We start from the raw sequence: 20989 nt of genomic DNA, 5'->3' as shown, positions 1-20989 counted from the left end.
TACCGCAATGTCGGCGACATGGAGTCGATCACGCCCGGACGCTCACCGCGCGGAGCCACCACGCCGTCGATTCGTCCCGTATGGGTGATTCGGTGCGCTGGCGAGGTCGCCGTGGCGGCGGAATCGGCGGTCGGCGCAGGTCGTGCGCGCCCTATGCCGGATATGCGACGACAGCAAGTGCAAGATCGCCGGGGCCGGGGCCGGGGCCGGGTCCGGGGTCCGGGGTCCGGGGCGAGGGTCAGGCGCCGGGCCGGGCCGGGCCGGGCCGGGGGTCGGGGGTCGGAGGCCCAGGGGTGAGGGTCAGGCGCCGGGCCGGGTCGGGGGTCGGGGGTCGGAGGCCCAGGGGTGAGGGTCAGGCGCCGGGCCGGGGCCGGGGCGGGGAATCAGGCTCCGGGCCGGGGCGGTGGTCACCGGGCCGGCGCGGTGGTCAGAGGCCGGGGAGTCGGGGCGGGAGGGTTAGCTGATTAGGGGGCGGAAGGTGCCTAGGAGGACGCTTGTCGTCAGGGCGGCACCGGCCAGCACGACCGCCCCGGCGATGAGGAGGGCGTCGGCCCGGGTGAAGCGCTGGCGGCGGGCGACGGTCCGGGGTGTGCCGGCGTCGAAGCCGCGCGCGTCCATCGCGACGGCGAGGCGGGTGCCCCGGCGGATCGCCCCGACCAGCAGTGCGAACGCGGTGGAGGCGAACAGTCGCAGCTTCGCGAACGGGTTGCGTCCGGCGTCGACGCCTCGCGCGCGTCGGGCCATGCTGATCATCTGCCACTCCTGGCCGAGCAGCGGCACCAGCCGGAACGCGGCCAACGCCCCGATGGCGAAGCGGGCCGGTGCCTTCGCGTTCTGAATCAGTGCGTCGGCCAGGTCGGTGGGGTCGGTGGTCGCAAACACGATCACACCGGGCAGGGCCACCGCGAAGACCCGCAGCACCAGGCCGAGCGCGGTGAGCAGCACGCCGGTGGTCACCAGCACCGGGCCGGCGTCGAGGAGGACCCGGCCGGACCGGTCGGCGGCGAAGAGCACCAGGGTGACCAGGATGCCGGCGGCACTGAGCAGCAGTGGCATGGCCCGCCGGGCCAGCACCCGGTAGCCGATGCCGAACAGCGGCAGCACGGCGAGTTCGAGCGCGATGGCGATCGCCGGGGCGACCGGGTCCAGGGTGGCCAGCAGGGTGAACGAGAAGACCAGCGCAGCGGCCACCTTCGCCACCGGGTTGCGGCGGGCCAGCGGCGCACCGGGCGCCGCGACCGGCTCGATGCTGATCATCGGATGTCGTCCCGGCCAGGCTGGATCGCCGGCCGGCCTGCCCGATCACCTGCCGGGTCGGCCGGGCCGTCGCTGGTCGCGGCCCGTTGGAGGGTGACGGTGCGGTCGGCGAGCGCGGCGACGAAGTCCGCGTCATGGGTAACCGCGACCACGCCGTGCCCGGCGTCGCGCAGGTCGGCGAAGAGGTCGACCAGCTCCCGCCAGGTCCGCCGGTCCTGACCGAAGGTGGGTTCGTCGCAGATCAGCAGACGTGGCGCGGTGGCCAGGGCGGTCGCCACGCTCAGCCGCCGCGCCTCACCACCGGAGAGGGTGTACGGGTTGGCGGCGGCGAGCGCGGCCAGTCGCAGCCGTTCCAGCAGCCCGGCCACTGTTTCCTTGACGGCCGCCTCGGGTTGACCGGTCCGGCGTGGGCCCAGCGCCAGCTCGTCGAAGACGGTGCTGGTGACGAACTGGTGTTCCGGATCCTGGAAGACCGACCCGATCCGGCGGGCCAGCGCGGGGGCCCGCCAGCGGTGCGGGGGAGTGCGGTGGTCCGTGCCGGCCAGTTCGGCGGATGCGGTGACCCGCCCGGTGCCGGGCCGGAGCAGACCGCCGAGCAGCAACGCCAGGGTGGACTTGCCGGCGCCGTTGGGTCCGCGTACGGCGAGTGCCTCGCCGGCGCGTACCGCCAGGTCGGTGGAGCCCAGCCGGGGTGGCAGGCCGAGCCGGTCGGCGGTGAGCAGGAGGTCCCCGGGCGCGGCGGTGGCCGGCCGGGGCGCGATGGGGTGACCGGGCACCCAGACCCCCTCGGCGGCCAGGGCGGCACCGTGTGCGGCGAAGACGGCCTCGGGCGTGCCGTCGGCGCGGACCCCGCCGCCGGGCTCCAGGACGACCACCCGGTCGACCAGCGGCAGTGCCTCGGCGACCCGGTGCTCGACCAGGATCAGCGTGGTGTCGGCGTCGAGTGCACGGGCCACCGCCTGTCGGACCAGGTCGGCTCCGGCCGGATCGAGGTTGGCGGTTGGTTCGTCGAGCAGCAGCAACTCGGGGCGCAGGGCCAGCGCGCCGGCCAGGGCGAGGCGTTGTTGTTCGCCGCCGGAGAGCGCGGCGGTGTTGCGGTCGCGGGGGTACGGGAAGCCGACGCGGTGCAGCGCTTCGTCCACGCGGGGCCAGATCTCGTCGGTCGGTACCCCTCGGTTCTCCAGCCCGAACGCGACGTCGTCGCCGCAGCGCGCCATGACCAGTTGGGTCTCCGGGTCCTGGAAGACGATGCCGACCCGTTCCCGTCCCTTGCGCGGGTCGAGCCCGTCGATCTCGACGAGGCCCTCCTGCTCGCCGGAGTCCTCGGGCAGCAGCCCGGCCAGCGCGCTGAGCAGGGTGCTCTTGCCGGCCCCCGACGGCCCGAGCAGCAGAACCCGCTCCCCAGCCTCAACCCGCAGGTCAACCCCGCGCAGAGCCCACGCGCGCCGCCCAGCGTGCCGCCACCCAAACCCCCGCAGCAAAACCCCGCCCACCAACCCCACCCCCTCTCCCGTCCGAGCCTCGGGCCGCCCCACATTTCACCTGTTGATCAAGAGGTTTGCGTCAGAAAGTCGCGTCTCGTTGAACGCAAACTTCTTGATCAACGCGGTCGACAGCGGTGGTCAGATGAGTGCGCGGTCCTGGGCTACCGGGAAGCGGTCCAGGACTCCCGTGTTGGCCAGGGCCCGGGTCAGCAGCCAGCCGCCGACGCCAGCGATCACGGTGGCGCTGACGATGGTGAGCAGCGCGTACGGGATGCGGTAGTCGGTCAGCGCGTAGTCGACGTTCCAGACGAAGAAGTCGAACAGCGCGGCGCTGAGGCCCGTCAGCGCGCCGGCAAGCATCGCGGTCGGCAGGCGGAACGACCGGTACCGGAAGGCGGCGAACGCCAGCTCGGCGCCGATGCCCTGCACGATGCCCTGCGGGATGACCGTGCCGGCCCACTGGCTGCCCAGCAGTGCGGAGAGGACCGCGGCCACCGTCTCGCAGTAGAGCGCGGCGCCGGGCTTGCGGATGACCAGACCGCCGATCACGGCCGGCATCAGCCAGACGCCGTAGAGCAGTGTCTGCGCCGGCGGGAAGAAGGCGAACGCACCTTCGGTGGCGCTCCAGACCAGGCCCCACGCCCAGAAGATGACGCCGAAGGCGACCGCGATCACCGAGGCGACCACGATGTCGATGGTCCGCCAGCGGCTGGTGTCGGTGGTGGATTTCATGTGTTGCTCCCAGTTCTGACTGCGAACCAGGAGAAGACGCACGCCGCGCGTCCGGTGGCACCGGACGTACGGCGCGGCTGGAGGTCGACCGAACTCCCTGCGCTGGCATTACCCAGATCAGGTTCGAGGGTCTGCGGGCGTGCCCGCACTCTCAGCGCTGTGCGCTCCCCTGTCGGATGTGAAGTTGTCTCGCTGACGCTAACACCGACCTGGGCCGACAGCCCAGCAGGGCATCCGCCTGACCTGCGGGGAGCGACCGGCTCGCCGTCGGCTGGGTACGCTCCGATCATGCGGGTCGACGCGCGAGGTCTCACGTTCGAGGTAACCGCCGGCGGTCCGCCGGACGGCGTACCCGCTCTGCTGCTGCACGGCTTCCCGCAGCACAGCGGCGAATGGGACGACGTCGTGCCGACGCTGCACGCGGCCGGGCTGCGCACGTACGCGCTGGACCAGCGCGGCTACTCGCCGGGCGCCCGGCCGACCGGGGTGGCCGACTACCGCATCCCCGAGCTGGCCGCCGACGTGGTGGCGGTGCTCGACGCTCTCGGGCTGGACGCCGTCCACCTGGTCGGCCACGACTGGGGCGCGGTCGTGGCGTGGGCGGTCGCCGCCGGGCACCCGGATCGGGTCCGCACGCTGACCGCGGTGTCCGTGCCACATCCGGCGGCCATGGCGCAGGCCCTGGCCAACGACACTCAGCAGAAGGCCCGCTCGTCGTACATTGCGCTGTTCCGTAAACCGGACAAGGCCGAGAAGGTGCTGCTGGCGTGGCACGCGACCGCGCTGCGCAAGCTGCTCGGCGGGGTGGGCGACGCGCCCCGGGTGGACCGCTACGCCGACCCGATGCGCGAGCCGGGGGCCCTCACCGCCGCGCTGAACTGGTACCGGGCGATGTCCCGCGCCGACCTGGCCGGCGTCGGCCCGGTCGCGATTCCCACCACGTACGTCTGGAGTGATCGGGACGTCGCCATCGGCCGGACCGCCGCCGAGGCGTGCGCGGCGAACGTCACAGGTGAATACCGCTTCGTGCAGTTGCCCGGGGTGAGTCACTGGATCCCGGACACGGCGCCCGGCCCGCTCGCCGAGGCGATCCTGGCCCGAGCCGGCGGAACGGCCTGAGCCGTGCCGGTCAGCGAGGGAGGGCCATCGTGACGGCGGACGCCGGCAGGCCGGGCACTCGGCGTTCGGTCGCCGCGCAGCTGCGGGTGCTGGGCGTACGCCCCGGCGCGACGCTGCTGGTGCACGCCGCGCTGCGTCCGCTGGGATTCGTCTGCGGCGGGCCGCACGCGGTGGTGCTCGCCCTGCGCGACGCGCTCGGCCCCGACGGCACGATCGTGGTGCCCACCCACACGCCGGACAACAGCGACCCCGCGGGGTGGCGCAACCCGCCGGTGCCGGCGGACTGGTGGCCGCTGATCCGCGCCGAGATGCCAGGCTTCGACCCGGTGGTCACGCCGAGCCGGTTCATGGGGGTGCTCGCCGAGACGGTTCGCGGCTGGCCCGGCGCCATGCGCAGTTCGCATCCGCACGTGTCGTTCGCCGCGCTCGGGCCGGCCGCCGAGCAGGTGGTGGCCGGGCACACCCTGGGCGACATGCTCGGTGAGGGCTCGCCGCTGGCCCGGCTCTACGACCTGGACGCCGACGTGTTGCTGCTGGGCGTGGACCACTCCGTGAGCACCTCGCTGCACCTGGCCGAATATCGCTGCTCCGGTTCGCCCCGTGAGCAGGTGGGCGCCGCGGCGCGTACCGGCGACGGTGGTCGCGAATGGGTGTGGTGGCAGGACGTACGGCTCGACGCGGACGACTTCGACGCGTTGGGCAGGGACCTGGAGGCCACCGGGGCGGTTCGCACCGGACCGGTCGGCGCCGGGACCGGCAGGTTGATGCGCCAGCGGGCGGCGGTCGACTTCGCGGTGCGCTGGCTGGCCCGCAACCGGACGACGGAGGACGCATGACGGTGAGTGCCGAGGACTATCTGGCCGTGGTGACCGAGACGATCGGGCGGGTGGCCGCCGGTCAGCGGGAGGCGGTGGGGCGGGCCGCCGACCTGATCGCCGAGGCTGTGCGCGCCGACGGCGTGGTGCACGCGTTCGGCACCGGGCATTCGGAGGCGCTCGCGATGGAGATCGCCGGCCGGGCGGGCGGTCTGGTGCCGACCAACCGGATCGCGCTCCGCGACCTGGTGCTGATCGGTGGCGAACCGGCCGAGCGGCTCGGTCCGATGTTGGAACGGGACCCGGAGGTCGCGCACCGCCTCTACGAGCTGGCCCCGGTGCGGCCCACCGACGTCTTCGTGCTCGCCTCGAACTCCGGGGTCAACGGCGCGATGGTGGAGTTCGCCATGCTGGTGAAGGAGCGCGGCCACGCTCTGGTAGCGATCACCTCGGCGCAGCACTCCGGCCGGATGACCTCCCGCCACCCGTCCGGACGCAAGCTGGGCGACCTCGCCGACGTGGTGCTCGACAACGGTGCGCCGTACGGTGACGCGACGTTGCCGCTGCCCGGCGGTGGCGCGGTCGGCGCGGTTTCCTCGATCACCGCCGCGCTGCTGGCTCAGCAGATCACCGTGGAGGTGGTGGCGCGGTTGCTGGCGGCGGGGGAGCGGCCGCCGGTCTACCTGTCGGCGAACATCCCGGACGGCGACGCCCACAACAACGAGCTGGAAGCCCGGTACGCGGGTCGGATCCGACGCGGGTCCTGACGCCCGCTGGCGCGGTGCTCCCGGTCGCCGGCCACGGCTCGGCGGGCTTTCCGCTGGTGCCGGACGGCGACCAGGGGCTGCTGCGGTCGACCTGCGTCGTCGAGATGAACGGCAGATGTCGTGAAGCTGTTTCGCGCTCGGCCGGGTGGGGCATTGGCGTTGCTGCCGGCGGGCGGGACCGCCGGCAGTAGCGTCGCACCGGAGGTAGCGCGTGTCCAAGGAGACCGAGAAGCAGCGCTGGCAGCGCAACTTCGCCGACCTGCTGCAGGAGTTGCGGGTCGCCCAGACCGGCGTGCAGATCCTCTTTGCCTTCCTGCTCACCCTGCCGTTCAGTAACGGGTTCACCGAGACCACGGAGTTCCAGCGCGATGTCTACATCGTGGCGTTGCTCGCGGCGGCGGCTGCCACCGCACTGATCATTTCGCCGGTGGCGTTCCACCGGGCGCTGTTCCGGCAGGGGCGCAAGCCGGAGCTGGTCCGTTTCGCGCACCGGATGGCCACCGGCGGCCTCGCCTTCATGCTGATCGCGATGGTCAGCGCGGTGCTGCTGATCACCGACTTCGTGCTGGACCGGCCGATCGCCTTCGTGCTCAGCGCCCTGGCCGGAATCTGGTTCCTCACGTTCTGGGTGGCCCTGCCGTTCGCCCGGCGCAACTGGGGTGAGGACGACATCGACGACGAGGACGACGACCCGGACGCGACGGCCGGTCACTGATCGGGGCGAGCGGGGGAAGCAGATCTTCACGCAACGCTACCCCTGGGTAACACCCGGGGGTAGCGTTGCGTGGAGGGCGCATGCCGAGCAGCCGCACCAAGGTTTGAGGGGGCAGCCGTGACCACGACGAAGGACGGCCGACCAGCACCGGACGGCCCCGATTCCGATATCACCCCCGACACCGCCGGCGCCGCGGCACCGTTGCTGGCGGAGTCCGGGCAGGTGTCGGAGAAGGAGGCCCGGCGGGTCGCCGAAGCCGCTCGCGAGTCCACCTGGGACCGACCCAGCTTCGGCAAAGAGTTGTTCCTCGGCCGGTTCCGGCTGGACCTGATCGACCCGTGGCCGCAGTCCGACCCGGACGACGTGGCCCGCGCCGAGGAGTTCCTAGGCCGGTTCCGCACCTTCCTCAACTCCGAGGTGGACGGCGCGGCCATCGAACGCGACGCGTCCATTCCGGACTCGGTCTTCCACGGCCTCGCCGACCTCGGCGCGTTCGGCATGAAGATCGACCGGAAGTACGGCGGGCTCGGGCTGAGCAACCTGCATTACTGCCGGGCGCTGATGCTGGCCGGCTCGGTCAGCCCGGCCATCGGCGCGCTGCTCTCGGCGCACCAGTCGATCGGGGTGCCGCAGCCGCTGAAGATGTTCGGCACCGCCGAGCAGAAGCAGCGCTTCCTGCCCCGACTCGCCGCCGGCGAGGTGTCCGCGTTCCTGCTCACCGAGCCGGACGTCGGCTCCGACCCGGCCCGGCTGGCCACCATCGCCGAGCCGACCGAGGACGGCACCGGTTACCGGCTCAACGGGGTGAAACTCTGGGCCACCAACGGCATCGTGGCCACCCTGCTGGTGGTGATGGCCCGGGTGCCGGCCACCCAGGGCCGCCGGGGTGGAATCACCGCGTTCGTGGTGGACGGCGACAGCGCGGGCATCACCGTCGAGCGGCGCAACGAGTTCGTCGGCCTGCGTGGCCTGGAAAACAGCCTCACCCGCTTCCACGACGTGTTCGTGCCCGCCGAGAACGTCATCGGCGGCGAGGGCAAAGGGCTGAAGATCGCCCTGACCACGCTGAACACCGGCCGGCTCTCGCTCCCGGCGATGTGCGTGGGCGCCGGCAAGTGGTCGTTGAACGTGGCCCGGGGGTGGGCCGCCGACCGGGTCCAGTGGGGCCGACCGGTGGGCGAGCACGAGGCGGTCGCGCAGAAGCTCTCCTTCATCGCCGCCACCACGTACGGCATGGAGACCATGCTCGACCTCTGCTGCCTGCTCGCCGACGACGACCGTAACGACATCCGGATCGAGGCGGCCCTGGTCAAGCTGTACGCCAGCGAGATGGCCTGGAAGATCGCCGACGAGCTGATCCAGATCCGGGGCGGGCGCGGCTACGAGACGGCCGACTCGTTGGCCGCCCGCGGCGAACGCCCGGCCAACGTCGAGCAGGTGCTGCGCGACCTGCGGATCAATCGGATCTTCGAAGGCTCCACCGAGATCATGCATCTGCTGATCGCCCGCGAGGCGGTCGACGCCCACCTGTCGGTGGCCGGCGACATCATCGACCCCGAGGCCGGGCTGGGTCGCAAGGCGCGGGCCGGTGCCCGAGCCGGCGCCTTCTACGCGAAGTGGCTGCCCACGCTGGCCGTGGGTCGGGGGCAGAGCCCTTCGGCGTACGCGGAGTTCGGGCCGCTCGCCGGGCACCTGCGACAGGTGGAGCGGTCGTCGCGCAAGCTGGCCCGGTCGACGTTCTACGCGATGTCCCGCTGGCAGGGAAAGATGGAGCGTAAGCAGGCGTTCCTCGGCCGTGTGGTGGACATCGGCGCCGAGTTGTTCGCGATGTCCGCGGTCTGCGTGCGGGCTTCCGCCGAACGGGACAGCCGACCGGAAAATGTCGAGCTGGCCGACCTGTTCTGCCGGCAGGCGCGGGTGCGGGTGGATGCCCTGTTCACGGCACTCTGGGACAACACCGACTCGGTCGACACCGCCGCCGCGAAGCGGATTCTCGCCGGCCGCTACGCGGGCCTGGAGGAGGGCGTGATCACCCCGTCCGACGAGTTGCCCTGGGTGGCCCGCTGGTCACCCGGCCCGTCCACCGCCGAGGACGTCCGCCGCCGCATCCCACCCAAGTCGTGATCGACCGCCGCACACCAGGTGTCAGCGGGCGACCGCCCAGGCCAGCACCGCCGCCAGGATCAGGCCGTTGAGCGCGGCCAGACCCAGGTACGCCGCGGGCGGGATCTTCTTGCCCCGGCGCACGAAGGAGACCAGGACGGCGGCGTAGCCGAGCAGCAGGACGGCGATGACGATCAGGAAGTAGAACACCCGAAGACCTTAGCGGCCTCGACCGCGTACGCCGAGTTGACGCAGCTCCAGCGTGGCCAGCGCGTCGATCGTCTCGTCGTCGCCGCGCCGCCACGCCTCGGCGACGTCCGGGGCGATCCGGTTCAGCCGGCCCAGTGGCTGACTGACCAGCGCGCGCAGGGCGAGCAGGTCCCGGCCGGCCGGGACGGCAGCCAGCTTCGCGGCCGACCCGGCGCGGCGCATCCACCGGACCCGCAGTGGCAGCCAACCGAAGAGCACCAGGCCCAACGGAAAGATCAGCACGGCGATGGTGAGGGCGAGGGCGAGCTGGTCGACCATGTGCTGCTGGTCGCGGCCGGCGTCGGCGAGCGACCGGGCGGCATCGGAGGCGCGTTGGAAGGGCGCGGTCAACTCGTCGCCGACCAGCGGTACCCGCCCGACCTTCCGGCCGGCGTCGCCCAGGTTGTCGGCGAGCCCGGTGCCGGCACCTTCCAGCTTCTGCCCGGGTACGGCGAGCTTCTGCACCAGGTCGTGCAGCCAGAGCGCGCCGCGGATCGCCACGTACACCCAGGCGACGACGAGCAGGTCGGTGAGCAACTGGCGGGCGGCGGCGGGAAACCGATCGGCATAGATTTTCACGCCGGACAGCGTTGCACGAACGGCCTCGGCCCGACACCCGTCGTTCAGTGGCCCGGCCGGGGCGATCCGGCCCGCGGCACGGCGACGCAGGCGAGCAGGGCAGCTTCGCTGCCTACCGGTTGGACCGGCCTGAACTGAAGGTCTGCCACGTGCCTGAGGTCGGTCAACGTGAGCAGGCCGGGCAGGTGCCGAAGATCTCCATGGTGTGGCTGACGTCGGTGTAGCCGTGCTGCGCGGCGACCCGGTCGGCCCAGCTCTCCACGGCCGGCCCGGCCACCTCGACCGTCCGCCCGCAGGCCCGGCAGACCAGGTGGTGGTGGTGCCCCTCGCTGCACCGGCGGTAGAGGTGCTCGCCACCCGGCGGACGCATCACGTCGATCTCGCCCGCGTCGGCCAGCCCCTGCAGGGTGCGGTAGACGGTGGTCAGGCCGACCCGATCGCCGCGCTGGCGCAGCATCGCGTGCAGGTCCTGGGCGCTGTGGAAGCCTTCCATCTCGGCCAGCAGCGCGCTCACTGCGGAGCGCTGCCGGGTGTTGCGCACCGCGGCGCTGCTCTCGCTCATGATCCCTCCCCCGCGTGGCTGACCGCGTCCGCCACGATGTGCGCGACGTGCTCGTCGACCAGGCTGTAGGCGATCTCCCGACCTCGACGCGAACCCCGCACCACGCCCGCGCCGCGCAGCACCCGCAGGTGCTGCGAGACGAGCGGTTGCGCGGCGCCGAGCTTTTCCACCAACTCGTGCACGCACCGCTCACCGCCGGCCAACTCGCTGACGATGGCCAGCCGGATGGGCGCGGACAGCGCGCGGAGCAACTCGCTGGCCCCGTCGAACCCGTCGTAGCCCGTCGCGCTGGTCATCCTGCAACGGTAACCAATACCACCGACATCCCGCCGATCAGGATCTGTCCAGCACGACCTCGTGCGGTTCCGGTGTTGGCGCGGCGGTCGGTATCGCCCGGCGGCGCAGCGCCCGCCAGACCCCGCCGGCCACGGCCACCACCAGGAAGGAGGCGATCGCCACCAGCACCACCGAGGCACCCGGCGCGGTGTCCGCCGTGGCCGCCACCCAGACACCGGAGCCGGCGGCGAAGAAGCCGAGGACCATCGCGGCGGTCATCGTGCTGCGAAAGCCCCGGGTGACCTGCTGTGCGGTGGCGACCGGCACCACCATCAGCGCGCTGATCAACAGCACCCCGACGGCCCGCATCGCGATGGTCACGGTGATCGCGGTGGCGACAGCGATCAGCAGGTTCAGCGTGCGTACCGGAAGGCCGGAGACCCGGGCGTACTCCTCGTCGTGGCTGACCGCGAAGAGCGCCGGCCGCAACGCGATCATCGTGACCAGGATCGCCGCGCCGAGCACCGCGATGGTGATCACGTCGGCGAAGGAGGTGGTGATCAGCGACCCGAACAGATAGGCGTTGAGGTTGGCGCTGGTCGCGTCGGAGAGGCCGACCAGCAACACGCCGCCCGCGATTCCGCCGTAGAAGAGCAGGGCCAGGGCCAGGTCGCCGGACGTACGCCCGCGGGCACGGACCACCTCGATGGCGATCGCACCCGCGGTGGCGACGAGCACCGCCACCAGCACCGGCGAGCGGTTGAGAAGCAGGCCCGCGCCGACGCCGGTCAGCGCCACGTGCCCGACGCCGTCGCCGATCAACGCCAGCCGGCGCTGCACCAGGTAGATGCCGAGGGCCGGCGCGGCCAGGCCGATCACCAGCGCGCCGATCAGGGCATGCTGCATGTAGGAGTACTGGAAGAGTCCCATGCGTCAGTTGCTCCACAGCCCGGCGGGCTCGTCGGGACCGTGCGGGTGCACGTGGTCGTGGTCGGGCTCCGCGTGGTGGCCGGCCGGGTCCGGCACCGCACCGTCGTGACAGATGCCACCCTCGTGTACGACGACCGCCCGGCTGATCACCGGTCGCAGCGGGCCCAGTTCGTGGGCGACCAGCAGCACCGTTCCGCCGCCGCCGACGAAGTCGCGCAGCGCGTTGGCGAACGCCTCCTGGCTTGCCGCGTCCACCCCGGCGGTGGGCTCGTCGAGGACCAGCAACTCCGGCTGGCCGGCCAGTGCGCGGGCGATCAGGGTGCGCTGCTGCTGGCCGCCGGAGAGCGTGGACACCGGGTCGCCGGCCCGGTCGGCGAGCCCGACCGCGAGCAGCGCGGCGTCGACGGCGGCCCGGTCGGCTCGGCCCGGCGGGCGGAGGATCCCCCGGCGGGCCAGCCGGCCGGAGGCCACCACTTCGCGGACGGTGGCCGGTACGCCGCCGCCGGCGCCCAGGCGCTGCGGGACGTACCCGATGCGCTCCCATTGCCGGAAGCGGCGCAACGGCCGGTCGAAGAGGGTGACCGAGCCGGCGCTGATGGGCACCAGCCCGAGCACGGCGCGGATCAGGGTGGACTTGCCGGAGCCGTTGGCACCGAGCACCGCGACCACCTCGCCGGCGGTCACGGTGAGCGAGATGTCCCGGAGCACGGGGCGGCCGTCGTAGCCGACCACCCCGTGCTCGACGGTGATGACAGGTGAGGTCACGAGCAGCTCAAGGCCGTCTGCAGGGTCTGCAGGTTCGTACGCATCACCGAAAGGTAGTCCCCGTTGCTGCCGGCGGCGAGTCCTTCGATCGGGTCCAGCACGGCGGTCTTCGCGCCGACCTGACCGGCGATGGTCTCGGCGACCTTCGGGCTGACCAGGGTCTCGAAGAAGATCGTGGTGGCTTTGTGCTCCTTCGCCTCCTCGATCGCGTGGGCGAGCCGCTGCGGCGAAGGCTCGACGTCCGGGCTCAGCCCGGTGATGCCGACCTGGTCGAGCTGGTAGCGGTCGGCGAGGTAGCCGAACGCGGCGTGGCTGGTCACGATCTCCCGCCGCTGGCAGGTCGCCAGGCCGTGCTTGAACTCGTCGTCCAGGGTCGTGAGGTCGGCGCGTAGTGCCGCGGCGCGGGCGGTGTAGTCGGCGCCGTGGTCCGGGTCGGCCTTGCCGAGCCGCTGGGCGAGCTGGTCGCCGATGCCGGCGAGGCGGGTCGGGTCGAGCCAGACGTGCGGGTCCTTACTGCTGTTGTCCTCAGCGTGCTCCTCGCCCTCGTGGTTGTGCCCGCCGGCGCTCGCGTCCAGCAGCGGCTGCACGCTGGTCACGTCGAACGCCCGGTCGCCACCGTTCTGTGCGACGGCGTCATCGACCGCGGGCTGGAAACCCTTGAGGTAGACGATCAGCTCCGCCTCGCTGACCTGACCGACCTGACTCGGGTTGAGCTCCAGATCGTGCGGCTCGGCACCGGGCTTGGCCAGATTCGTCACCCGGACCGCGTCGCCGCCGACGCGCTCCGCGATGAACTGGAGGGGGTAGAACGCGGCCACCACGTCGACCCGTTGGGGATCGGCGCCGGCGGCACCACCGGTGGAGCAGCCGGCCCCGGCACCCAGGGCGAGGAGGGTGGTCGCGGCGGCCAGGACACGGAACGTGGTGCGGTTGCTCATGTCGTCAACTGTCCGTGGCAACGATAATGATTGTCAAAAACGCATGATTGCATGTCAGAGCAGCTTCGCGAGGCCCACCGTCACCAGCAGGGTCAGCATCACCAGTCGAATCAGCCGGGTCTGCGGCGCCTGAACCGCCCAGGTCGTCGCCAACAGGGCGATTAGGACCGCGGCGAGCGCCAGCGTCAGCAGCCCCCCGACCACCCCGGGCGTGAAGAACGCCACCAGCACCACCACCAGGGTGAGCAGGAACACCGACGTCGGGTTCGCCCCGGCCAACCGGGCCAGCAGAGGCCGCTGCGTACGCTGCATCCCACAGACTCTACGAGGAGGGACCTCCGTTGCTGGTGACCAACCGGTTCGTGGTCGACGTCGATGTCGCCGACGACTTCACCGAACGGGCGCACGCCGCCCTCACCGCACTGGCCGCCCGCCCCGGCTACCTGCGCGGTCAACTGGTCCGGGCGCTCGACGACCCCCGGTACTGGTCACTGGTCACCGAATGGGAGTCGGTCGGCACGTACCGGCGGGCGCTGGGCGCCTTCGAGGTCAAGGTCAGCGCCGTGCCGCTGCTCGCCGAGTCGGTCGACGAGCCCTCCGCGTACGAGGCGTTGGCCACCGCCGCCCCCGGCGGGGCCGTGGTCGTCGCCGAGAGTGATCGGGCTGCGGGTCCTTACCGCTGAGCCGCCGGACACTACGCTGCTCCTATGACCGCACCCGCCCCGCCACCCGGTCCCGGGGTGGCTCCGCCGTTCGCCGCGCCGCCCACCGAGGGCCGCCGGACCCGGCTCTGGATCGGCCTCGGCGTCGGCGCGCTCGCCGTGGTGCTCTGCTGTGGCGGGGGCGGCAGCGCCGTCGTCGGCCTGGCCGTCACCGGCGTGCAGGCGGTCCGGGAACAGGCCCGCACCGTGACCGGCGACTACTACCAGGCGCTGGTCGAGCGGAACTACGGGCGGGCGTACGAGCAGCTCTGCGACGACGCGCAGCGGCGCGAGTCCCGACCCGAGTTCGAACGGCGGGCCGCCGCCGAGCCGCAGGTCACGGCGTTCCGGTTGGGTGAGGTGGACACCATCAACCTGACCTTGCCGGTCGACGTGATGCTCGACGGCGGCGACCGGGAGCAGCAGCAGGTCATCCTTGGGCACGACGGTCAGACCGGCGGCGTGGAGGTCTGCGGGGTCAGCTGACCCGCCCCCGGTATTCTGCTGGGCTCAGGGCGACGGTGGTCGTACCGTTGTCCCGAACCGACCGTTCCATCCACATCTCGCCCCCGCCGACCGCCAGCCGGCGTAGGAGGAAACATGCCAGTCGACCGTATCGACGCCGTCGTCAGCCTCGCCAAGCGCCGAGGCTTCGTCTTCCCCTCCAGCGAAATCTACGGAGGCACCCGATCGGCGTGGGACTACGGCCCGCTCGGCGTGGAGCTCAAGGAGAACGTCCGCCGGCAGTGGTGGAAGACCATGGTCCAGCAGCGCGACGACGTCGTCGGCCTCGACTCGGCGGTGATCCTGGCCCGCAAGGTGTGGGAGGCGTCCGGCCATATCGCCGAGTTCGTCGACCCGCTCACCGAGTGCCAGTTCTGCCACAAGCGATTCCGGGCGGACCACCTCGAAGAGGCATACGAGGCCAAGCACGGCAAGCCGCTGGCCTCGCTCGCTGAGCTCAACTGCCCCAACTGCGGCAACAAGGGCACCTTCACCGAGCCGAAGATGTTCAACGGCCTGATGAAGACCTACCTGGGCCCGGTGGAGAGCGAAGAGGGCATGCACTACCTGCGCCCGGAGACCGCGCAGGGCATCTTCGTCAACTACAAGAACGTCGAGACGGTCGCCCGCAAGAAGCCGCCGTTCGGCATCGCGCAGACCGGCAAGTCGTTCCGCAACGAGATCACCCCGGGCAACTTCATTTTCCGGACCCGTGAGTTCGAGCAGATGGAGATGGAGTTCTTCGTCGAGCCGGGCACCGACGAGCAGTGGCACGAGTACTGGCTCCAGGAGCGCTGGAACTGGTACCTCGACCTCGGCCTGTCCGCGGACAACCTCCGGCTCTACGAGCACCCGGCGGAGAAGCTCTCGCACTACTCCAAGCGGACGGTCGACATCGAATACCGCTTCCAGTTCGGTGGCACCGAGTTCTCCGAGCTGGAGGGCGTCGCCAACCGCACCGACTTCGACCTCTCCACGCACAGCAAGCACTCCGGCGTCGACCTGTCCTACTTCGACCAGGCCAAGAGTGAGCGCTGGATGCCGTACGTCATCGAGCCGGCCGCGGGTCTGACCCGCGCGGTGCTCGCCTTCCTGCTGGAGGCGTACGACGAGGACGAGGCACCGAACACCAAGGGTGGCGTGGACAAGCGCACCGTCATGCGCTTCGATCCGCGGCTCGCTCCGGTCAAGGTGGCGGTGCTGCCGCTGTCGCGCAACGAGGCGCTGTCGCCGAAGGCCAAGGACCTCGCGACGCTGCTGCGCAAGCGCTGGGTGGTGGAGTTCGACGATTCGCAGGCGATCGGTCGCCGCTACCGCCGGCAGGACGAGATCGGCACCCCGTTCTGCGTGACGGTCGACTTCGACACGCTGGACGACAACGCCGTGACGGTGCGCAACCGGGACACCATGGCCCAGGAGCGGGTCTCCCTGGACCAGGTCGAGCGCTACCTGATCGAGCGACTCCCCGGCTGCTGAGACACTGCGCACGGGGCCTCGGCCGACGCGATGAGCGCCGGTCGGGGCCCCGTACACTTGTCCGGTGACCGCCTCGACCATGCCCGCGCTGCGCTCGTTGACTCTCGGGCAGCACCAGGTGTGGCCGCCGGTGGTGCTCGCGCCGATGGCCGGGATCACCAACGTCGGGTTCCGCCAGCTCTGCCGGGAGCAGGGCGGCGGCATCTACGTCTGCGAGATGATCACCACCCGGGCGCTGGTCGAGCGGAACCCGAAGACGCTGCGCATGATCACGTTCGGCGACGACGAGAAGCCCCGCAGCCTCCAGCTCTACGGCACCGATCCGGAGATCACCGCTGCCGCCGTGCGGATCGTCGTCGAACGCAACCTCGCCGACCACATCGACCTCAACTTCGGCTGCCCCGTCCCCAAGGTCACCCGGCGTGGGGGCGGCGCGGCGTTGCCGTGGCGGCGTCGGCTCTTCGCCCGGCTGGTGCAGGCCGCGGTGGCTGCCGCCGCGCCGGCCGGGGTGCCGGTCACGGTGAAGATGCGCAAGGGCATCGACGACGACCACCTGACGTACGTCGAAGCCGGGCTCGCCGCCCAGGACGCCGGCGTGGCCGCGGTGGCCCTGCACGGGCGGACCGCCGCGCAGCGTTACTCGGGCACGGCCGACTGGGACGCGATCGCCACGTTGAAGCAGGCCCTCGATGTGCCGGTGCTCGGCAACGGCGACATCTGGGAAGCCGACGACGCGCTGCGGATGGTCGCGCACACTGGCGTCGACGGCGTGGTCGTGGGGCGTGGCTGCCTGGGTCGACCGTGGCTCTTCGCCGACCTGGAGGCCGCCTTCAACGGCCGCTCGGAGCGGCGGTTGCCGACCCTCGGCGAGGTGGCGGTGACCATGCGCCGGCACGCCGAGCTGCTGGTCGACCAGTTCGTTACCGGTGCCAGCAACCCGGCCCGGGGTGAGCGGGACGGCTGCGCCGACTTCCGCAAGCACGTCGCCTGGTACCTCAAGGGCTTCCCGGTCGGCGGCGAGCTGCGCCGTTCGCTGGCGATGATCGAAACTTTGGCCCAACTCGACGACCTGCTCGGAAAGCTCGACCCGACGGAGCCGTTCCCGCTGACCGCACTGGGCCAGCCGCGCGGGCGCACCAACTCGCCGGGGAAGGTCTTCCTACCGGACGGCTGGCTGGCCAGCCGCGACGACGACGCCGTCCCCGAGGGCGCCGAGATGGATGACTCCGGCGGCTGATCGCTGAGCCTCCGGCATCGGCGCGCAGGTGCGGAGTGCGAATGCAGGGCGTGAATGTGCGGCACGAGTGCGGGCGGGCTCCGTCCGGCCGTGAGTACCGGCTGGGCGTAGAGGACCGGCACGCTCTGGAGCTGATGCTGTAGACGAATCGCCCCGGGACGGCCGCGCACTGACGACGACGAAGGGCCGGGCCCCTGGTGGGGTCCGGCCCTTCGGTCGGTACGGGGCTGAGCGATGCCGAAGGGCCGGGCCCTTGGTGGGGGTCCGGCCCTTCGGTGTCAGCTTCTTTGCGTGTTGGTTTGGTCAGCTGGTGGCGTAGCCGCGGGTGGCGATCCAGTCGGCGAGGTGCTCGATGCTGATCTGGTAGGCGGCGGTGTTGGGGTCGGCGGAGTCGGCGATGGTGACGGTGTTGCCGTTGTTGTGGTAGCCGACGACGCTGATGTAGTGCCCGCCTTCGTAGGAGTGCGTGTTGCCGCCTGTGTCGGTGCTGGTGCCGGCGATGTTGGCGACGACGGCGCGGCCGTTGTCGACGGTCTTGACCACGTCGGCGCGCAGACGGTCGGTCTGCTTGTCATCAGCGTTGGGGTTGCTGATCTCGACACTGTGGTAGGCGTCGGTCTTGCCGGTTTCCTTGTTCAGCACCGGGGTGATGTCGTTGATCGAGTTGGTGCCGGCCTCGGTGGTGCCCATTTCCTTGGCCATGTCGTCGATGTTGATGTCCTTGCCCTGCACGGACAGGGCGTTACGGGTCGCGGCGGGGCCGCAGTCGTAGAAGTTCGGCTGCGCCTGGTAGCGCACGTTGAGTTCCCGCTCGCTGGTGGGCTTACGGTCGCCCTGGGTGTGGGCGTCCGCGGCGTAGGCGGCGGTGATGGGGCCGGCGATGGCGCCTCCGGTGAAGGCGAGCCCAGCGGCGGTGAGAGCGGTCTTACGGATCAGATCGGTACGCATGATGGCGTGCTCCTCTGCGATGGGGGTACGCGATGCGCACCCAAGGGGGTGGATGCGCGGCGTGAAAGTCGTTGCGGGGGTTCACCCGGCAGCCCGAACAGGGGGCCGGCATCGGGTCTCTCAAGACGGGTGTAACGGTCCGGGACGGCGGGGTTATTTCCGCCGGCCTGCCCGGGGGTGGCCTTGCTACTTCGGTGGCCGGGGTGTGTAACCGGGCCGGCCCGGCGGGTGTTCCCGGAGCCTGCCACACGCCGAAGCGGGTGTTGCCGCACCTAGCTCGGCGGGTACTGGGGATGTAACCGTGGCGGCCCGGTGGGTGTTCCCGGGGCTGCCCGCACACCGAAGCTCGGCGGGTGGTGCCGCACCTAAAGCTCGGCGGCTACAGGGGGATGTAACCGGGGCGGCCCGACGGGTGTTCCCCGGGGGCTGCCGCACGCTGACGCCCGGGGGCTACGGCGGCATGCCAGGTATAACGACCCGGGCCGGCCCCCGATTCCACCGCCACGGTGACCCCACCCACCGGACGAAACCCCCCACACGGAACAAACCGAACGCAGGCCGACCCCGCGCAACGGGCGGCGGGCGGTGATCGACTCCATGTCGGCGACATGGCGGTATCCGGCCGAGGAGATACCGCCACATCGGCGACATGGAGTCGATCACGCCCGTCCTGCGGTGATCGTCTGGCCGTGATCCACACTGGGTCCCCGACATGGGGGTATCCCGTGTCGGGGATAGCGCCATGTCGGCGATGTTGAGTGGATCATTTTGGTGCCCGGCCCGGCCCGGCCCGGCCCGGCCCGGCCCGGCCCGGCCCGCCTAGGCCCCGCCTAGGCCCCGCCTGGCCCGGCCTAGGCCCCGCCTGGCCCGGCCTAGGCCCCGCCTGGCCCGGCCTAGGCCCCGCCTGGCCCGGCCTAGGCCCTGCCCGGCCCGGCCCGGCCCGGTTTGGCCCGGTCTGGTCCGGCTTGGCGTGGGCGGGCCTGACGTGGGCAGACCCGGCCTGGACTGGGCCTGGCCAGACCGGGTCTGGGCTGGGCTGGGCTCAGGATGTCTTGGTGTCGGCCGGGTTTGGCTGGCGCTGCTCTGGGATGGTCGGGGTGGCCGGCCAGGGGATCTCGGGCGCGCGGTGGAAGGTTGTGCCGGCTCTCGCCCAGCGTGGGCCGTGAGCGGCCAGCCGGTCGCGGAAGCCGGCCCAGTCGTGCGTTGCCCGAGGTGACCAGCCGAGTTCGGCGATGGCGGGGAGCCGGGGGAGGAGCAGGAGCTCGATGTCGGCCAGCGAGGTGACCGATTCGGTCCAGAGCGGCGCCTCCACGCCGAGCACCGCCTCGGCGGGAACGTCCGCGAGGTGCGTGCCCGGGTCCCAGTCGTACGCCTTTCGCACGTCGATCAGGCCAGCCCAGTCGTGCCCGATCGGGGTGTCCGGGGCGTACTTCATGTCCAGGTAGGCGTGGTTGCCGGGGGAGAGGATCAGTCGGGCGCCCCGGCGTACGGCGTCGGCAGTGGTGGGGTCTTCGCCGTTCGTGCCCCACCATTGCAGCACCCGCCCGTCGAGGTGCCCGGCAGGTGCGAGCTGGTGCCAGCCGACGACGGTCTTGCCGAGGCCGGCAACGATGCGCTGGGCCCGTTCGACGAAACCGGTGTAGACCTCGCCCTTCACCTTGAACGCCTCGTCGCCGCCGATGTGCAGCCACGGGCCCGGGGTGAGCGCGGCCACCTCGCCCAACACGTCGGCGATGAAGTCGTACGTCCGCTCGTCGGCCGGGTCGACATAGCTGAAGCCGACCTCGGTGCCGGTGTACGGCGGTGGGGCGATCTTGTCCGGTGCCAACTCCGGGTACGCGACCAGCGCCGAGTTGGTGTGCCCGGGGAGGTCGATCTCCGGGACGACGGTGATGTGGCGAGCGGCCGCGTAGGAGACGATCCGCCGGTAGTCGGCCTTCGTGTAGTGCCCGCCGGGGCCCCCGCCGACCTCGGTCGTCGCGCCGACGCCTGTCAACTTCGGCCAGGAGTCGACGGCGATCCGCCAGCCCTGGTCGTCGGTGAGGTGCAGGTGCAGGTGGTTGAGCTTGTAGCGGGCCAGGTGCTCGATCACCCGCAGCACGTCCTCGACGGCGAAGAAGTGCCGCGCGACGTCGAGCATCGCGCCCCGGTACGGGAAGCGGGGCGCGTCGGTGATGGACCCGCCGGGCAGCGCCCAGTGTTCGCTGACCGGGACCGGGCTCTCGATGGCCGGTGGCAGCAGTTGGCGCAGGGTTTGCACGCCGTAGAAGAGGCCGGTGGCGGTGCCGGCGGTGACGCGTACCCCGTTGGTGGTGATGTCGAGCCGGTAGCCCTCGGCTCCGAGGTCGTCGGTCTCGTCCAGCACCAGCGCGATGCCGTCAGCGGGGTCGGGGGTGGTGGTGTCGGCGACCGGCAGCGGGTACCCGGTGGCCGGTCGGAGCAGCTCGGCGAGGTGCGCGGCGACCGCCAGCGCGGCGGGGTCGGCGGTGGCCACGATGACCGCTTCGGCTGGCAGCACCCAGTCTTCGGTCGGGTCCGGCTGGACCTGTTGGGGAGCGGGCACGACGTCGGTCAGCCGGTGCGGGGCTGGTGGGGCGAGCAACTCGGCGGCGGTCCGCTCGGCCGCCCGGGCAAGCGTGGCCGCGTCGGGTTCCCCGGCCGGCAGCGGCACTCCGGTGGTGGGCGTGGCCGCCGCGGGATCGGTGGCGGGGTCGAAGGAGGGGATTGTCGACACGGCGGCGACTCCGGGGGGTGTATTCGCGTCGGTTATGGCAAAAGTGAAGTTCGCTGGCTGGCGTGCCGTCAAGCGTACGACTCCCGGCCGGCATGCGT

Annotated in this window: 22 protein-coding genes and 1 riboswitch; of the genes, 9 read left to right on the top strand and 13 right to left on the bottom strand. The window is 71.7% G+C overall.

The window, feature by feature from the left end:
• Window positions 1–456: 456 nt before the first annotated feature.
• The 3 genes from JOD64_RS07450 to JOD64_RS07440 form a co-directional block, all read right to left on the bottom strand.
• Window positions 457–1257, bottom strand: coding sequence for an energy-coupling factor transporter transmembrane component T family protein (locus tag JOD64_RS07450; RefSeq protein ID WP_204941566.1), 801 nt, complete (start codon window positions 1255–1257; stop codon window positions 457–459).
• Window positions 1254–2750 (bottom strand): ABC transporter ATP-binding protein, encoded by a 1497-nt coding sequence (locus tag JOD64_RS07445; RefSeq protein WP_307813280.1) that lies wholly within the window; start codon window positions 2748–2750, stop codon window positions 1254–1256. The genes JOD64_RS07450 and JOD64_RS07445 overlap by 4 nt, the downstream gene beginning before the upstream one ends.
• A gap of 129 nt (window positions 2751–2879) precedes the next feature.
• Window positions 2880–3473 carry an ECF transporter S component gene (locus JOD64_RS07440; protein WP_204941565.1) on the bottom strand — a complete coding sequence of 198 codons (594 nt, stop codon included), beginning with the start codon at window positions 3471–3473 and terminating at the stop codon, window positions 2880–2882.
• Window positions 3474–3549: 76 nt separating this feature from the next.
• Window positions 3550–3654: riboswitch (TPP riboswitch) on the bottom strand.
• Between the two features lie 107 nt (window positions 3655–3761).
• Here JOD64_RS07440 and JOD64_RS07435 point away from each other — a divergent pair.
• The 5 genes from JOD64_RS07435 (at window position 3762) to JOD64_RS07415 (ending at window position 9013) form a co-directional block, all read left to right on the top strand.
• The gene (locus JOD64_RS07435) at window positions 3762–4592 is read left to right on the top strand and encodes an alpha/beta fold hydrolase (protein ID WP_204941564.1); all 831 of its coding nucleotides are present in this window, start codon (window positions 3762–3764) and stop codon (window positions 4590–4592) included.
• Between the two features lie 29 nt (window positions 4593–4621).
• On the top strand, window positions 4622–5428 hold the full coding sequence (locus JOD64_RS07430; protein ID WP_204941563.1) for an AAC(3) family N-acetyltransferase: 807 nt from the start codon (window positions 4622–4624) through the stop codon (window positions 5426–5428).
• The gene (locus JOD64_RS07425) at window positions 5425–6174 is read left to right on the top strand and encodes a sugar isomerase domain-containing protein (RefSeq protein WP_204941562.1); all 750 of its coding nucleotides are present in this window, start codon (window positions 5425–5427) and stop codon (window positions 6172–6174) included. Before JOD64_RS07430 ends, JOD64_RS07425 begins: the two co-directional genes overlap by 4 nt.
• Before the next feature lie 211 nt (window positions 6175–6385).
• The gene (locus JOD64_RS07420; RefSeq protein WP_204941561.1) at window positions 6386–6889 is read left to right on the top strand and encodes a DUF6328 family protein; all 504 of its coding nucleotides are present in this window, start codon (window positions 6386–6388) and stop codon (window positions 6887–6889) included.
• Window positions 6890–7006: 117 nt separating this feature from the next.
• Window positions 7007–9013 carry an acyl-CoA dehydrogenase family protein gene (locus JOD64_RS07415; protein WP_204941560.1) on the top strand — a complete coding sequence of 669 codons (2007 nt, stop codon included), beginning with the start codon at window positions 7007–7009 and terminating at the stop codon, window positions 9011–9013.
• Between the two features lie 21 nt (window positions 9014–9034).
• On the opposite strand, the gene JOD64_RS07410 is transcribed toward JOD64_RS07415, so the two are convergent.
• From JOD64_RS07410 to JOD64_RS07375, 8 genes are all read right to left on the bottom strand, one after another.
• Window positions 9035–9202, bottom strand: coding sequence for a hypothetical protein (locus tag JOD64_RS07410; RefSeq protein WP_167454842.1), 168 nt, complete (start codon window positions 9200–9202; stop codon window positions 9035–9037).
• A gap of 9 nt (window positions 9203–9211) precedes the next feature.
• A complete protein-coding gene (locus JOD64_RS07405) occupies window positions 9212–9820 on the bottom strand; it encodes a hypothetical protein (protein WP_204941559.1) in 609 nt (202 codons plus the stop codon).
• A 163-nt stretch (window positions 9821–9983) separates the two neighbouring features.
• The gene (locus JOD64_RS07400; RefSeq protein ID WP_204941558.1) at window positions 9984–10382 is read right to left on the bottom strand and encodes a Fur family transcriptional regulator; all 399 of its coding nucleotides are present in this window, start codon (window positions 10380–10382) and stop codon (window positions 9984–9986) included.
• On the bottom strand, window positions 10379–10678 hold the full coding sequence (locus JOD64_RS07395; protein WP_030338189.1) for an ArsR/SmtB family transcription factor: 300 nt from the start codon (window positions 10676–10678) through the stop codon (window positions 10379–10381). The genes JOD64_RS07400 and JOD64_RS07395 overlap by 4 nt, the downstream gene beginning before the upstream one ends.
• 37 nt (window positions 10679–10715) lie before the next feature.
• A complete protein-coding gene (locus JOD64_RS07390) occupies window positions 10716–11588 on the bottom strand; it encodes a metal ABC transporter permease (protein ID WP_204941557.1) in 873 nt (290 codons plus the stop codon).
• Window positions 11589–11591: 3 nt separating this feature from the next.
• Window positions 11592–12353 carry a metal ABC transporter ATP-binding protein gene (locus JOD64_RS07385; protein WP_204941556.1) on the bottom strand — a complete coding sequence of 254 codons (762 nt, stop codon included), beginning with the start codon at window positions 12351–12353 and terminating at the stop codon, window positions 11592–11594.
• On the bottom strand, window positions 12350–13291 hold the full coding sequence (locus tag JOD64_RS07380) for a metal ABC transporter substrate-binding protein (protein ID WP_204941555.1): 942 nt from the start codon (window positions 13289–13291) through the stop codon (window positions 12350–12352). The genes JOD64_RS07385 and JOD64_RS07380 overlap by 4 nt, the downstream gene beginning before the upstream one ends.
• Window positions 13292–13345: 54 nt before the next feature.
• Window positions 13346–13603: a hypothetical protein gene (locus tag JOD64_RS07375; protein WP_204941554.1), complete on the bottom strand. Its 258-nt coding sequence runs from the start codon at window positions 13601–13603 to the stop codon at window positions 13346–13348.
• A 29-nt stretch (window positions 13604–13632) separates the two neighbouring features.
• Here JOD64_RS07375 and JOD64_RS07370 point away from each other — a divergent pair, with 29 nt between their 5' ends.
• The 4 genes from JOD64_RS07370 (at window position 13633) to dusB (ending at window position 17209) form a co-directional block, all read left to right on the top strand.
• Window positions 13633–13974, top strand: coding sequence for an antibiotic biosynthesis monooxygenase (locus JOD64_RS07370; RefSeq protein ID WP_110566725.1), 342 nt, complete (start codon window positions 13633–13635; stop codon window positions 13972–13974).
• Between the two features lie 24 nt (window positions 13975–13998).
• On the top strand, window positions 13999–14478 hold the full coding sequence (locus JOD64_RS07365; protein ID WP_204941553.1) for a hypothetical protein: 480 nt from the start codon (window positions 13999–14001) through the stop codon (window positions 14476–14478).
• A 114-nt stretch (window positions 14479–14592) separates the two neighbouring features.
• Window positions 14593–15972 (top strand): glycine--tRNA ligase, encoded by a 1380-nt coding sequence (locus JOD64_RS07360; RefSeq protein WP_204941552.1) that lies wholly within the window; start codon window positions 14593–14595, stop codon window positions 15970–15972.
• A gap of 79 nt (window positions 15973–16051) precedes the next feature.
• Entirely contained in the window at window positions 16052–17209 is a 1158-nt protein-coding gene (dusB, locus tag JOD64_RS07355; protein WP_204945949.1) for a tRNA dihydrouridine synthase DusB, read from the top strand.
• 303 nt (window positions 17210–17512) lie between these two features.
• Here dusB and JOD64_RS07350 read toward each other — a convergent pair whose 3' ends face one another.
• Both JOD64_RS07350 and JOD64_RS07345 read right to left on the bottom strand, forming a co-directional pair.
• Complete coding sequence (locus JOD64_RS07350) at window positions 17513–18157, bottom strand: C39 family peptidase (RefSeq protein WP_204941551.1); 645 nt, start codon at window positions 18155–18157, stop codon at window positions 17513–17515.
• A gap of 1042 nt (window positions 18158–19199) precedes the next feature.
• The gene (locus tag JOD64_RS07345) at window positions 19200–20891 is read right to left on the bottom strand and encodes a beta-N-acetylhexosaminidase (RefSeq protein ID WP_204941550.1); all 1692 of its coding nucleotides are present in this window, start codon (window positions 20889–20891) and stop codon (window positions 19200–19202) included.
• Between the last annotated feature and the right edge of the window lie 98 nt (window positions 20892–20989).

The sequence above is a fragment of the Micromonospora luteifusca genome, assembly GCF_016907275.1.
Classification (GTDB): domain Bacteria; phylum Actinomycetota; class Actinomycetes; order Mycobacteriales; family Micromonosporaceae; genus Micromonospora; species Micromonospora luteifusca.
This window is presented reverse-complemented; position numbering and strand designations above follow the sequence as displayed.

Bases quoted from the DNA above. Each gene is read 5' to 3' on its own strand.
- JOD64_RS07450 (WP_204941566.1), bottom strand. From the start codon at position 1,257: ATGATCAGCATCGAGCCGGTCGCGGCGCCCGGTGCGCCGCTGGCCCGC.
- JOD64_RS07440 (WP_204941565.1), bottom strand. From the start codon at position 3,473: ATGAAATCCACCACCGACACCAGCCGCTGGCGGACCATCGACATCGTG.
- JOD64_RS07435 (WP_204941564.1), top strand. From the start codon at position 3,762: ATGCGGGTCGACGCGCGAGGTCTCACGTTCGAGGTAACCGCCGGCGGT.
- JOD64_RS07425 (WP_204941562.1), top strand. From the start codon at position 5,425: ATGACGGTGAGTGCCGAGGACTATCTGGCCGTGGTGACCGAGACGATC.
- JOD64_RS07400 (WP_204941558.1), bottom strand. From the start codon at position 10,382: ATGAGCGAGAGCAGCGCCGCGGTGCGCAACACCCGGCAGCGCTCCGCA.
- JOD64_RS07395 (WP_030338189.1), bottom strand. From the start codon at position 10,678: ATGACCAGCGCGACGGGCTACGACGGGTTCGACGGGGCCAGCGAGTTG.
- JOD64_RS07390 (WP_204941557.1), bottom strand. From the start codon at position 11,588: ATGGGACTCTTCCAGTACTCCTACATGCAGCATGCCCTGATCGGCGCG.
- JOD64_RS07380 (WP_204941555.1), bottom strand. From the start codon at position 13,291: ATGAGCAACCGCACCACGTTCCGTGTCCTGGCCGCCGCGACCACCCTC.
- JOD64_RS07375 (WP_204941554.1), bottom strand. From the start codon at position 13,603: ATGCAGCGTACGCAGCGGCCTCTGCTGGCCCGGTTGGCCGGGGCGAAC.
- JOD64_RS07365 (WP_204941553.1), top strand. From the start codon at position 13,999: ATGACCGCACCCGCCCCGCCACCCGGTCCCGGGGTGGCTCCGCCGTTC.
- JOD64_RS07360 (WP_204941552.1), top strand. From the start codon at position 14,593: ATGCCAGTCGACCGTATCGACGCCGTCGTCAGCCTCGCCAAGCGCCGA.
- dusB (WP_204945949.1), top strand. From the start codon at position 16,052: ATGCCCGCGCTGCGCTCGTTGACTCTCGGGCAGCACCAGGTGTGGCCG.
- JOD64_RS07350 (WP_204941551.1), bottom strand. From the start codon at position 18,157: ATGCGTACCGATCTGATCCGTAAGACCGCTCTCACCGCCGCTGGGCTC.